Here is a 13082-nt window from a genome sequence, read left to right on the forward strand (position 1 = left end):
GAAAATGGATTTTAATTGCAGTTGTAGTGCTATTCGTATTTGCACTATTAGCATCTTTACTAGACTATAATCTAATTGGAAAAATTTCTATTTTGCTTAGTTTCTTTATGATAACTTTTGGCATTTATACTTCAATGGATAAAGTAAAAACCAAAATAACGCATTGGCTTGCAATATGTTTTGGTGTTTTTTTATGGTCTATTTGTGATGCATTAATGGTGTTAAATCAAGATATACTATTGCGGGCTCATAGTTCTTATGCATATCTTGATGTGTTTTTTATGTTGCCGATGATATCTATTTTAGCTGGCGTTAGTATATTTTTGTATTCAAAATTTGCAGCCAGCCAAGAAAAGCTAGCCATCATTATGGATAGCATAAGTGTCTTTTTTTTAATAGTAATTTTAATATATGGTATTTTTGATGAAGTAGATATCTTATCGATGATAAATAATAGATCAAATATCGTTTTTCTCTCTATTGTAGCCATAAATTTTCTTATACTTTTTATTACTTTAAGTGAGATTTTTACAAGCAGTTTGCTTCATATAAAAATTAGTGGCTTTTACCTTATATCGGCTAGCATTTTATTTACGATGCTAAATTTATTTATTTTTTATAGTCAGATCTCAAATGTAAATTTTGGCCATAAAATAGATTTTTTATATATCGTTCCTTTCTTCTTCTTGATGATAGGAGCTTTTCATTTAAAAGCTAAAAATGAGTATGTTACAAATACCGATAAAGATATCTCAATAGGATCAAAATGGCTACCAATAATAATAGTTTTACCTTTGCTATTACAAGAAGATCTAACATCTTTTAGTGCGCTCATCTCACTTTTTGTTTTAGTTGTAAATGCTATTGTTAATTACTATGTTAAAAGCTCTATTGCAAGTAGAAAAATATTAGATTATGAGAGAAATCTTCATAGAGAGATGGAAAAGTCGATGCATGAGCGGACCAATGAACTTATGCTCGCAAATTTAAGACTTCAAGATATGTCTGAGAAAGACTATCTAACAGACCTTGGCAATAGAAATTTTATAGTAAATGAGCTTGAAAGAATGTGCAAAAGTATCTCTGAAGATGAGGAAATCGCAGTTTATTATATAAATTTAAGCCGTTTTAAAAGTATAAATACATCTTACGGACATGAAATAGGTGATAGAATTTTAAAATTAGTTGCAAAAAGGATACTTGAAGTTTGCAATAGACAAGAAGCCATAGCAAGGATTAGTGCGGACGAATTTATCGTACTAGCAAAAATGGAGATAAATAGTCATACAAAACGCTTAAATCTTGGTATTGCCTTAAAAGATGCTATTGAAAAGCCAATTCAAATAGATAGATATCACTTTGGGCTTAAGTGCATAATAGGCATAGATGTAGCAACAAAAAATAGTACGGCAAATCCAAGAAATATTATAAAAAATGCAGATATGGCAATGTATTACGCCAAGAAAAATCCAGCTTTAAATCCTATGGTTTATAGCGATAAAATTAGCAATGAAATGCACTTAAGCTCAAGCATCGAGATCGCGCTTAAAAAAGCTAATTTGCAAGAAGACCTTCATGTGTATTTTCAACCAATATTTGATCTAAAAATCGAAAAAATGATCTACGCAGAGGTTTTTTTATATTGGAAATCAGAAAAATTTGGCTTGATGGAAGCAAGCAAATTTATGAAAGAGGTAAATGTAAATAGCAATATTTTAAACGATATTTGCTCGCTTTTAGTTTCAAAGACCATAGAGTATGTAGATAGATGGCAAAAAGAAAAACTCTTGATACCAAAAATAAGTATAAATGTTGCACAGATTCAAAGTAAATCAGAAAAATTTGTTTTAGACTTTGTTTCTAGCTTACGTTCGCATCATATAAATCCAGAGCTTTTTGAAATAGAATTTGGCGAAGAAATATGGACAAATAATTCTAAAACGCTTGATAAAATTTTTTCTATTCTTAAAGAAAATAATATAGACGTTTGCATAGATAATTTTGGCTCTGGATATACTTCATTTATTTATATTAGAAAGTACGGTGTTAAGCGTATAAAAATAGCAAGTGAATTTGTTGCTCAAGCATCAAATAGCAAAATAGATGCACAAATCGTATCTGCAATTATCGATTTAGCAAAGGCAATGAAGATAAAAGTTGGCGCAAAAGGCGTAGAAAAAGAAGAAGATATTCATTTCTTAAAAGAGCTTGATTGTAATGAAGTGCAAGGACTTTTCTTATCTCGTCCTATGAGTGCAGAAGAATTTGAAGACCTTGTAAGGCAAGATCCTCAAATGATAGCTAAAGTTTAAATTTCAGCCTTTATCTCTTCGTTTGATTTTACAACCATGCCTGAACCATGGATTACGCTTGGAACACAACTGGTGCAGATATCAACTTCTTCGCCATTTTTATGAGCGTGGATAAAAACCGCATTTGTATCATCGCTGCTTTTTAGTCCGCAAACATTGCAAACCACTAGATCTTTTTCTCTCATTTTTTCTCCTTTGAAATTTTTGCTTATTTTAGCTCCTAAATTTTATACATAAAATGATTTAAGTCAAGCTTGCCTCGTGGCATTTAATAATTTTTTGTTATAATCCTTTAAAATTTTAAAAGGCCTAAAATGAATGAAAGAACGATTATTTTAGAGATGTTAAAGATGCAGCAAAGTCTAAATGATGAGACAAATGGGCTTGGCTGGGAAAATGGTTATACTAATAAAAATAAATTAATCAGCTGGAGGCGCTGCATATATATGGAGTGTGCTGAGCTAATCGATAGCTTTGCATGGAAACACTGGAAGAGCATCGATGCAAAGACTGATGAGCAAAATTTACGCATAGAAGTTGTTGATATTTGGCACTTTATAATGAGTCTAGCTTTGCAAATTTATAAATCAAAACAGCTTGGAGATATAGAAACTTTAGCTGATGATATTTGCCAATCAAGCGGATTTAGTGAGTTTTGCAAAGAGCCATTAAGGATCGAAGACGAGAGCATTTATGAGATAATGAATGACGTTGAAATGCTCATACATGAGTGCAGCGGGTTTGACTACGATATATTTGATATTTTAAAAATTTACTTCTCTATGTCTTTAAAATGTGGCGTAAATTTATACTCACTTTATGAGTGCTACATCGCCAAAAATGTACTAAATCGCTTCCGTCAAAATAATGGCTACAAAGAAGGCAGCTATAAAAAAAATTGGAACGGACGCGAAGATAATGAAGTAATAAGTGAAATTTTGTCAAATGGCATTAGCAAGATCGATGAAATTTACGCCGCACTTGAGCTTGAATATAAAAAGGTGAAATGATAAACCTTCTTCGCCTTGGCTTTAAAGATTTTTTTACAGCCAAATTTATAGCGCTATCCATCTTGCCACTTTGTCTTAGCATTTTTAGTCTTGCGTGGCTTACGATTTGGGGCGGTGGTGAGATATTTGACCTTTTAAATGATAGCGCTAAAAACGAAAATTTTGCCTTTTTAGAGACAAACTCGGCACTCTCTTTTATCGCTATTAAAATTTTAAGTTTTAGTGCTACTAAGTGGATAGTTAGTATACTTTTTTATATTCTGAGCACCTTTTTAACGATCATCATTAGTATCGTGATTGCCCTAATCGTAGCTGGCTTTTTAACGCCGGTTGTGGCTAAAGAGATAAACAAAAGGCACTACAACTACGTGCTTAAAAACGAGGTTAGCACGGCTAGAGTGCTAAAGGTGATGATGATTGAGATCATGAAATTTCTTGGGATATTGCTCGTTTGCCTACCGCTTTTATTTGTACCAGTCTTAAATTTTTTCATCATAAACGTGCCATTTTTTTATATCTATTACAAACTTTTACTGATAGACGTTGGCTCAAACACTCTTGATAGTGATAAATTTGAGCTAGCACTGCTTGAAGGTGGTGGGATAAAATTTATAATTTTTACACTTTTGTTTTATCTAATATCGCTTGTGCCGCTTGTGGGACTCTTTTTTCAGCTTTACTTTGTAATAGTCTTGTCGCACCTCTTTTTTGGGAAAGAAGCACTTGTAAAAATTTAGAGCCAGAAGGCCCTAAATTTAAGCATAGTAAGATACTTTGTTGCTCTCATCAAGTAATGTGTCAAATAGCCTTTTTGTGGCACTTAGTAGATTTTTGTTTGCATCATTTTTAGCCAGAAGCTCGTCAAACATCTTTAGCATATTGTCATTTATAAAATTTTTGTGATTTAGATCTTTTGCGGTAGGCAACATTTGCTTGATCTTGTTTGAAAGATCACTTATGCTTTGGCTGCTACCAGCGATCTTGTCGCCCTCTTTGACGTTTTTCATAAATTCATCAACTTGTGGGCGAATTTGCTTCATCGCCTCTTCGATCTCTTTCATATCTTGCTCGTCTATGCCGTTTCCTTTATATAAAAACTCATAGCCGTATTCGTGCGTGAGAGTAAGGCTTCTTTGGCTTGAAGTACCATTTTTCTGGCTTGAAAACTCCAAACTTTTGTTGTCATACATCGAAAAGCTTATCTCATCGCCTGAGCTAGTTTTCATCGAAAAGCTCATGTTGTTGTAGCTTCCTTGAGAGTAAAAATTTGTTTGCATTTTTAAATCCTTTTGAGGCTAAATCGGCAAATTTTTAATTTCATAAAGCAAAATTTTGTAAAATGCGTCAAAAAAGGACGGGCGATGTGTTGTTTTGGCACTAGGATCTTTTTGCTTATGCTTATCACTGTTTCAAGCTTTGGCTTTGCTAGGCTCTACCCAGTTTTACCGGTCGTTGGTTACTACTTAATACTTGCAAATTTACTTGCCATTTTTATGTTTTCACTATTTTTTAAAGGGCTTTTACCAAGCTTTGTAAAAGTAAATGCGATTCACTATTTTTCGCTAATTGGTGGCTTTTTAGGAGCATTTTTAGCGATGCTTGTTTTTAAAAAAGTTGCAAAAGATAAATTTACTTTAGTAGAGCTTATTATTTTTACGCTTTGGGTGCTAATAATCGCCATAGTCATCTTTAAATTTCAAACCATTCTTGATATTTTTAGGGGAATTTAGATGGATGAGAGGATAGTTAAATTTCTAAAAAAGATGCATCTCGCAAGTGTCTGCGCCATTGATGACGAGGGTCAGCCTTACGCTTTTAGCGCATTTTACGCCTTTGATGAGCTAAATTTTAGCCTTTTGTTAGCTAGCTCTGATGAGAGCTCACATGTTAAATTTTTAAAAAACTCAAAGCTTGTTGCTGGCACGGTCGCTCTTGATACAAAGATCGTTGGCAAGATAGAGGGCGTACAGTTTCAAGGAGTGATGAGAGAGGCCAAAGAAAATGAAATAGAAATTTATTTCGAAAGATTTTTTTATGCAAAAGCAATGGATCCAAAAATTTGGTGTATAAATCTTGAAAAACTAAAATTTACAAGTAATATTCTTGGTTTTGGCAAGAAGATAAAATGGGAAAGAAGCGATAAAATTTAGACGTTAAGCTTATATAAGCTACAATCGTTGAAAAATTAGAAAAAATAAGGAGAATCTATGAAATTTAGCGGAAAAAACGTGCTAATAACAGGTGCAAGCAGAGGTATCGGCGCACAGATCGCAAAGACACTTGCAAATATGGGCTTAAAAGTGTGGATAAACTACCGCTCAAAGCCTGAGATAGCAGACGCTTTACAGGCTGAGATCGAGCAAAATGGCGGCAAGGCTGCGGTGATAAAATTTGATGCAACAGACGAAGATGAGTTTATAAAAGGTATAAATTTGATAGTCGATAGCGACGGCGAGCTAAGCTACCTTGTAAATAACGCTGGTATCACAAATGACAAACTAGCACTTCGCATGAAAACTAGCGAATTTACAGATGTGATAAATGCAAATTTAACTTCAGCTTTCATAGGATGTAGAGAGGCTTTGAAAGTGATGAGTAAAAAGCGCTTTGGAGCGGTCGTAAACGTCGCATCTATCGTTGGTGAGATGGGAAATGCAGGGCAGGTAAACTATTCAGCTAGCAAGGGCGGACTAATCGCCATGAGCAAAAGCTTTGCAAAAGAGGGTGCAAGCAGAAATATACGCTTTAACAGCGTAACTCCGGGCTTTATCGAGACTGATATGACGCATGGACTAAGTGATGAGGTGAAAAAAACTTATAGCGATAATATCCCGTTAAAACGTTTCGGCAGTGCTAGTGAAGTAGCTGAGGCTGTTGCATTTTTACTAAGCGATCACGCAAGTTACGTGACTGGTGAGACACTTAAAATAAATGGCGGACTTTATATGTAGGTAAATTTCAGACAAGTTTTGAAATTTAAAATAAATAAAAGCGTAAATATTATAAGATAACAGACATTTTTTATAAGGAGACCTTAAAATGGCAGTATTTGAAGACGTAAGAGACGTAGTTGTAGAGCAACTAAGTGTAGATCCACAAGCAGTAAAATTAGAGTCTAAAATCATTGAGGATTTAGGCGCTGATTCACTTGACGTTGTAGAGCTAGTTATGGCTTTAGAAGAGAAATTTGAAGTAGAAATTCCTGATAGCGAAGCAGAGAAATTAATAAGCATTCAAGACGTTGTAAATTATATAGAAAAACTAGGTAAGTAATTAAATTTACACAGTTTGATTTAAGGAGATGTATTGAAACGAGTCGTTGTAACTGGTATAGGCATGATAAACGCACTTGGTCTTGACAAAGAGAGCTCTTTTAAGGCTATTTGCGAGGGTAAAACAGGTGTGAAAGAGATCACAAGCTTTGATGTAAGTGACTTTCCTGTTAAAATTGCTGCCGAGATAACTGATTTTGATCCAAATAGCATTTTAGACGGCAAAGAGGTGAAAAAAGTAGATCGTTTCATACAGCTTGGCATAAAAGCATCTAATGAAGCTATGGCTGATGCGAATTTTAAAGAGTTTGATGCTCATAAATTTGGCGTTAGCTCGGCAGCTGGCATAGGTGGTTTGCCAAATATTGAAAAAAATTCAATTACATACTTTGAAAAAGGCGTAAAGAGAATTTCGCCATTTTTCATCCCATCTGCACTTGTAAATATGCTAGGTGGCATAGTTTCTATAAATCACGGACTTAAGGGTCCAAATTTGTCTAGCGTAACAGCATGTGCAGCAAGCACTCATGCGATATCGCAAGCTGCAAAATGCATTATGATTGGTCAAGCTACAAATATGCTAGTTATCGGTGCTGAGTCTACTATTTGTGGTGTAGGTATAGGTGGCTTTGCAGCAATGAAAGCACTATCAACTAGAAATGATGAACCAAGTAAGGCGTCAAGGCCATTTGACGCAAATCGTGATGGTTTTGTAATGGGTGAAGGAGCCGGTGCGCTTGTACTTGAAGAGTATGAGTCGGCTGTTGCAAGAGGTGCTAAAATTTACGCTGAAGTAGTTGGATTTGGTGAGAGCGGAGATGCACACCATATCACATCACCAACACTTGAAGGTCCATTAAGTGCGATGAAACAAGCACTTGATATGGCAAAAGGTTTAAAGATAGATTATGTAAATGCGCACGGTACTTCAACACCTGTAAATGATAAGAATGAGACTGCGGCACTAAAAGCGGTTTTTGGTGACAAATGTCCACCAGTTAGCTCAACAAAAGGTCAAACTGGACACTGTCTAGGTGGTGCTGGTGCGATTGAGGCTGTTATATCTATAATGGCAATGAGAGACGGTATTATCCCTCCAACAATAAACTACGAGACTCCTGATTCAGAGTGCGATCTAGACTACGTTCCAAATAAAGCTAGAAAAGCTGATATAAAAGCTGTTATGAGCAACTCATTTGGCTTTGGTGGAACAAACGGCGTCGTAATATTTAAAAAGTTGGATTAAGATGTCAAATTATTTAGATTTTGAAAAAAGCATAAAGCAAATTGATGAAGATATAGCAAATGCTAAGATCAGAGGCGATGAACATGCTGTTGAAATTTTAAATAAGAATTTATCCAAAGAGATATCAAAAGTATATAAAAATTTAAACGAATATCAACGTTTGCAGCTTGCTCGTCATCCAGATAGACCATATTCTATTGATTATATCAATGCGTTTTTGATTGATGGATATGAGATTCATGGAGATAGAGCTTTTAGAGATGATCCAGCGATAGTTTGCTACATTGGCTATATCGGAGGTAAAAAGACTATTGTTATAGGCGAGCAAAAGGGCCGTGGTACTAAAAATAAGTTAAGAAGAAATTTTGGTATGCCTCATCCTGAGGGTTATCGCAAAGCTCTTAGAGTTGCAAAAATGGCTGAAAAATTTAATTTACCTATTTTATTTCTCATAGACACTCCAGGCGCATATCCAGGTGTTGGAGCTGAAGAGCGAGGACAAAGTGAGGCTATAGCTAGAAATTTATTTGAGTTTGCAAATTTAAAAACTCCAATAATTGCTGTTGTTATTGGTGAAGGTGGAAGTGGTGGCGCTTTAGCTATAGGCGTGGCTGATAGACTTGCTATGATGAAAAATTCTGTGTTTTCGGTTATTTCACCAGAAGGCTGTGCTGCAATACTTTGGAATGACCCAGCTAAACAAGAACAAGCTACAAAATCTATGAAAATAACAGCTGATGATTTAAAAAGTCTATCACTGATTGATGCTGTTATAGATGAGCCGATAAATGGAGCCCATAGAGATAAAGATGGTGCTGCAAAAGCACTTGCAAATTATTTTGTCTCAGAGCTAGCTGAGCTTGAAAAGCTTGATATAAATGATCTTGTAGCAAAAAGAATAGAAAAAATTCTCTCTATCGGAGCATTTGAAGAATAAATTTATAGTCACAACAATTTTATAAGAATACTTATCAAATTTGTTTGTGGCATCATCTACTAAAATACTAAAAATATTTAAAATCAATATAAATTTAATCGCTTTAACAGCCATAATTTTTATACTAGCTTTTATATCTTTAAGATTTAAACACTAAAATTGTTAATATCAAATCCATATAAAGAGTATTAATGGATAAATTTCAAGAAAAATATATCACTCTTTCAAAAGAATATTATAAAAATAATGGCAATGCTTCTAGTATTGAGGCACTCTATGAGTTTAAAGAAGAGTTGGAAAATTGTGATGACGTTTGCGCAAAGTATGTTTTGGTCGATGTTTATCAGCTTTTATCTATGAGAAAGAGTGCTTACGACTTACTTTTAAAAATATATGACAAAAGTGATAAAAAACAGCTAAAGACACTTGGCTATCTAGTGCAATTCATTGACGAAAATGATAAACGGGCACTGCCTCGCCCAAAAAGTAGAGGCCAAATTTTGGCTCAAAAAGATAAAGCTATCACGTTACCAAAATTTATCTACCATCCCAATCCTTTAAAAACTGGCGCATTTAAAGATGATATGAACATAGTGTGTGAGTGTTGTGGCAAAGATACTGAAGTTTATTATAGCGGCAGCATTTATTGCGAGCAAGATATTTCGTGTCTTTGTCCTACTTGTATTTCTAGTGGTAAGGCTGCTAAGAAATTTGACGCTACATTTGTGCAAGATGCTGACAAACTAACTACAAGTGATGCTAAAAAGGATGACGAACTCTTTAGAAGAACCCCTGGCTACGAGAGCTGGCAGGGCGAGCATTGGATAGCTTGTTGTGATGATTATTGCGAATTTTTAGGTGATGTTGGTACAAAAGAGCTCGAAGAAATGGGCATAGTAGACGAGGTCTTTGAGGACTACACAAAAAGAGCCGAATACGACGATAAAATGCTACGCGAACATCTTGTTAAAGCTGGCGATATTGCTGGATATTTGTTTCGTTGTTTGCATTGTAAGAAGTATCATATATACGTTGATGCTTGTTAAAGAGGAAAATATGGATATTATAAAAATTTCTAAAGGTTGTAAAGAACGTGGGCTGGATGAACTTTTTAAACTTTTATCGCCACTAGCAAGAAATGCCATAAGGATAGATGTGCAAGCTAAAAATGACGATGATATCGCCGTTGGAGCGTCTAAATTTGGCGGCTCGCCAGATCTGCCAGATGGTTTATCATGGCCTTCAAATGAAAACGGCGCTTTGAGTTTTGTGGCACAGATAAATTTTGCTGAAGCTAGCAAATTTGACATTGACTCACTATTGCCAAAAAGCGGAATGCTCTATCTCTTTTATGATAGAAATTTGCGTATTTGGGGCTATGATCCTGCCGATAAAAATGGCTTTGCAGTGATCTTTTCTGATGTAAATAATGGACTGCTTTCTCGTAGGAGAGTGGAGAGCTTAGAGGGAGAAAATTCTACGTTTAACGTACGCTTGCTTAGCTTTGAAAATGAGATAAATTTGCCAAATTTACAAAGCTCGATTGTGCCATTTAGTAAAATTAGTGAGGCTGAGTGGGAGGCTTATCATGAGGTTATTGAGCCAAGCTGGCAGGCTAAAGAAAATAAGCTCCTTGGACACTCCGATAATGTCCAAGATGGCATGGAGCTAGAGTGTGAGCTGGTTGCAAATGGACTTAGCTGTGGTGATGGTAGCGCTTATCACCACCCAAGAATAGCGGAATTTGAGAAAAATTCTGCCCAGTGGCAACTGCTTTTACAGATAGATAGTGATGATGAGGGCGACATGGACTGGGACGGAGAAGGCAAAGTTTATCTGTGGATAAAGAGGGATGATCTGGTAGCACGAGATTTTAGCAAGACGTGGCTAATTTTGCAAACAAGTTAATTACAAAAATTTATTAAGATCGCTTGTATTTTTTGTATCATTGGCAAACACTTTAAAGGGATTTATGCCTAAAATTTCATCGCGCAGGCACTTTCTTACTACGACTGCTTTGCTTGCAGCAAGTGCCATTTTGCCTACTTTTGCTCACACATCGCCCACAAAAGGTCAAAACCAAACAAATTTAAAAAAGATGATTAAAAATATCGTTTTAGCTCATGGCGCGTTTGCCGATGGTTCTTGCTACGCTGAGGTGATCCGCCACTTGCAAGAAGCTGGTATTAACGCCGTTGCCGTGCAAAACCCGCCAACTTCACTTGTAGCAGACGCTTAGAGGCTTAAGCACATACTTTAGAGGGCTCAGGGTAAGAGTCTGCTAGTTGGGCACTCACGAAAAGGTCGCTACACCTGTCTATCTCTTAGCCACCCTGCCCGATAATATCGAGTGCGCTGCTGAGGCGCTTGAGCGGCAAAATGCGCCGATGAAAGGTCTTAGTCCAGATGTAAATGGCCAGATATTTTTGCCAGCTGAGGCGCTTGCGGATGTGATGGCAAATGACCTGCCGGCAAAGCAAAGCCGCGTTTTAGCAGCGCTTCAAACGCCTATGAATGCAGCTGCATTTAGCGATAAGATAGGCACGGCTGCTTGGCATGAAAAGCCATCTTTTTATCTTTTAACTAAAAACGACCACGCCTTGGCGTATGAGGTGCAGCAGCGTTTTGCAAAGCAGATAAATGCAAAGATAAAAGAGCTTGATAGCGGACATCTTTCGATGATTGCAAAGCCAAAAGAGCTAGCAAATTGGCTCATTGAGATTGCAAATTTGATTTAAATTTATAAAACGAGCCACGTTAAATGAGTGGCTTGAGGCTAAATTTTGCTAGCACTTTTATCCATCAGAGCTTTAAATTTATCTTTTCTTTTTTAAAATAATTAAGTTCATAAATGCCCAAATTTAGGCAAAATTTAGTAAAATCCTTAAAAAATTTAAAGGCAAAATATGTTTAATGGCTTGATCCGTGAGATAGCACAGGTTGTTAGTTATTCACAAAATATTTTAAGGCTAAAGGCAAATTTTCGTCCAAATTTAGGCGATAGCATCGCAGTAAATGGCGCTTGCTTAAGTGTGACCAAACTATATGATGATGGCTTTAGTGTGGAGCTAAGCGCAGAGAGTAGGGCAAATATCGCGGTTGAAAATTTAAAAGAAAGAGTGCATATCGAGCCAGCGATGAAGCTAGGAGACCGAGTAGATGGGCATTTGATGCAAGGACACATCGATTTTATCGGTAAAATTTCAAATATCAAAAAGAATGAGAATGGGGTTGATTTTTATATCGACCTGCCACGTGAGGCGATGGCTCTGATGGCAAACAAGGGCTCGGTGGGCGTCGAGGGAGTGAGCCTAACCATAAATGAAATTTTGCCAAAGGGCATAAGGCTTACCATCATACCTATCACATTTAAAGATAGTCTTTTTAGCACTTTCAAGGTCGGCAGACGCGTAAATATCGAAAGTGATCTTTTGGCTCGATACGTAGCTAGGCAGCTTTTTTGCAAGCAAGATAGTGGCCTTAGCTGGGACGATGTCGAGCGAATTTCTAGCCTTTATTAGGTTGATAAAATGCGTGAAAATTTAGAGATAGTCTTTGATAAAAATGGCGTATTAGCTGGCTTTACAAATAGATTTGGCGGTGTAAGCGAGGGTGCTTTTGAGAGCTTAAATTTAGCAGATCATGTTGGCGATGATCCGCTAAAGGTCGCACAAAATCGTGAAATTTTAGCAACGGCGCTTGGCATTATGCCTGTTAATTTAAAATTTATGAGCCAAATCCACTCAAATAAAGTGGGAATTTTGCAAGATTTTAACGATGATCTATCTCCATGTGATGGTGTGATAACATCATTAAAAGGTGTGGCGCTTTGCGTCTTAGTCGCTGACTGTGCGCCTGTTTTGATAATAGATGAACATCTTGGCGTAGTCGCAGCTGTGCATGCGGGACGCGCAGGTGTTACTAGTAAAATTTGTACAAATGCAGTGGGGCTAATGACGAGTGAGTTTGGTTGCCGCACTAGTAATTTACGCGTATTTATAGGCGCAAATATCAAAGTGCAAAACTACGAAGTAGGCAAGCTAGATCTTGGTGAATTTAACCGATATAAAAATGATGGAAAATTTGATATAAACGCAGCTTTATTAGACGAATTTGCTAAGCTTGGAGTAGAGCAAATATCAATAGATCCTCGTTGCACTTTTGAGAGAGATGAATTATTCTCATACCGCAAACAGAGTAGGACCGGGCGTTTTTGCGGATTTGTGATGAATAGAGCCACATCGGTAAATAGTAAAAGATAGAAGTAAATCTTTAGCTTCATTGCTTGCCTGTTAAAATTTGCCA

At 36.3% G+C, this 13082-nt stretch carries 17 protein-coding genes; 15 read left to right on the top strand and 2 right to left on the bottom strand.

The genetic code is table 11. The features are described 5' to 3' along the window. Positions 1-107 precede the first annotated feature (107 nt). Complete coding sequence (locus tag CVT13_RS07305; RefSeq protein ID WP_234411998.1) at positions 108-2312, top strand: GGDEF domain-containing protein; 2205 nt, start codon at positions 108-110, stop codon at positions 2310-2312. Here CVT13_RS07305 and CVT13_RS07310 read toward each other — a convergent pair. Continuing rightward, positions 2309-2497 carry a hypothetical protein gene (locus CVT13_RS07310; protein ID WP_021091806.1) on the bottom strand — a complete coding sequence of 63 codons (189 nt, stop codon included), beginning with the start codon at positions 2495-2497 and terminating at the stop codon, positions 2309-2311. The genes CVT13_RS07305 and CVT13_RS07310 overlap by 4 nt on opposite strands. Positions 2498-2626: 129 nt before the next feature. On the opposite strand from CVT13_RS07310, the gene CVT13_RS07315 reads away from it, so the two are divergent. Both CVT13_RS07315 and CVT13_RS07320 read left to right on the top strand, forming a co-directional pair. Then, positions 2627-3322 carry a dUTP diphosphatase gene (locus tag CVT13_RS07315; protein WP_107812104.1) on the top strand — a complete coding sequence of 232 codons (696 nt, stop codon included), beginning with the start codon at positions 2627-2629 and terminating at the stop codon, positions 3320-3322. Then, positions 3319-4059 carry an EI24 domain-containing protein gene (locus tag CVT13_RS07320; RefSeq protein ID WP_107812105.1) on the top strand — a complete coding sequence of 247 codons (741 nt, stop codon included), beginning with the start codon at positions 3319-3321 and terminating at the stop codon, positions 4057-4059. Before CVT13_RS07315 ends, CVT13_RS07320 begins: the two co-directional genes overlap by 4 nt. Before the next feature lie 18 nt (positions 4060-4077). On the opposite strand, the gene CVT13_RS07325 is transcribed toward CVT13_RS07320, so the two are convergent. Beyond that, complete coding sequence (locus CVT13_RS07325; protein ID WP_107812106.1) at positions 4078-4599, bottom strand: ATP/GTP-binding protein; 522 nt, start codon at positions 4597-4599, stop codon at positions 4078-4080. 84 nt (positions 4600-4683) lie between these two features. Here CVT13_RS07325 and CVT13_RS07330 point away from each other — a divergent pair, with 84 nt between their 5' ends. From CVT13_RS07330 to pgeF, 12 genes are all read left to right on the top strand, one after another. Next, positions 4684-5052 carry an L-arabinose ABC transporter gene (locus CVT13_RS07330; RefSeq protein ID WP_199907285.1) on the top strand — a complete coding sequence of 123 codons (369 nt, stop codon included), beginning with the start codon at positions 4684-4686 and terminating at the stop codon, positions 5050-5052. Then, a complete protein-coding gene (locus tag CVT13_RS07335) occupies positions 5053-5472 on the top strand; it encodes a pyridoxamine 5'-phosphate oxidase family protein (protein WP_107812107.1) in 420 nt (139 codons plus the stop codon). A gap of 57 nt (positions 5473-5529) precedes the next feature. Continuing rightward, a complete protein-coding gene (gene fabG / locus CVT13_RS07340; RefSeq protein WP_021083753.1) occupies positions 5530-6273 on the top strand; it encodes a 3-oxoacyl-ACP reductase FabG in 744 nt (247 codons plus the stop codon). Positions 6274-6361: 88 nt separating this feature from the next. Continuing rightward, the gene (acpP, locus tag CVT13_RS07345) at positions 6362-6595 is read left to right on the top strand and encodes an acyl carrier protein (protein ID WP_021091725.1); all 234 of its coding nucleotides are present in this window, start codon (positions 6362-6364) and stop codon (positions 6593-6595) included. A 33-nt stretch (positions 6596-6628) separates the two neighbouring features. After that, entirely contained in the window at positions 6629-7840 is a 1212-nt protein-coding gene (locus tag CVT13_RS07350) for a beta-ketoacyl-ACP synthase II (protein WP_107812108.1), read from the top strand. A gap of 1 nt (position 7841) precedes the next feature. Beyond that, on the top strand, positions 7842-8777 hold the full coding sequence (gene accA / locus CVT13_RS07355) for an acetyl-CoA carboxylase carboxyl transferase subunit alpha (protein ID WP_107812109.1): 936 nt from the start codon (positions 7842-7844) through the stop codon (positions 8775-8777). A gap of 191 nt (positions 8778-8968) precedes the next feature. Further along, positions 8969-9823, top strand: a complete 855-nt coding sequence (locus CVT13_RS07360; protein WP_107812110.1) for a CbrC family protein — start codon at positions 8969-8971, stop codon at positions 9821-9823. Positions 9824-9833: 10 nt separating this feature from the next. Beyond that, a complete protein-coding gene (locus tag CVT13_RS07365) occupies positions 9834-10685 on the top strand; it encodes a YwqG family protein (RefSeq protein ID WP_107812111.1) in 852 nt (283 codons plus the stop codon). Positions 10686-10749: 64 nt separating this feature from the next. Continuing rightward, positions 10750-11016 carry a hypothetical protein gene (locus tag CVT13_RS07370; protein WP_159071110.1) on the top strand — a complete coding sequence of 89 codons (267 nt, stop codon included), beginning with the start codon at positions 10750-10752 and terminating at the stop codon, positions 11014-11016. 46 nt (positions 11017-11062) lie between these two features. Beyond that, positions 11063-11515 carry an alpha/beta fold hydrolase gene (locus CVT13_RS07375; RefSeq protein ID WP_107812113.1) on the top strand — a complete coding sequence of 151 codons (453 nt, stop codon included), beginning with the start codon at positions 11063-11065 and terminating at the stop codon, positions 11513-11515. A gap of 168 nt (positions 11516-11683) precedes the next feature. Then, positions 11684-12298 (top strand): riboflavin synthase, encoded by a 615-nt coding sequence (locus CVT13_RS07380; RefSeq protein ID WP_107812114.1) that lies wholly within the window; start codon positions 11684-11686, stop codon positions 12296-12298. 9 nt (positions 12299-12307) lie between these two features. Then, positions 12308-13039 (top strand): peptidoglycan editing factor PgeF, encoded by a 732-nt coding sequence (gene pgeF, locus CVT13_RS07385; protein WP_107812115.1) that lies wholly within the window; start codon positions 12308-12310, stop codon positions 13037-13039. The last annotated feature ends 43 nt before the right edge of the window (positions 13040-13082 follow it).

This window comes from Campylobacter concisus (assembly GCF_003049085.1).
GTDB lineage: Bacteria > Campylobacterota > Campylobacteria > Campylobacterales > Campylobacteraceae > Campylobacter_A > Campylobacter_A concisus_H.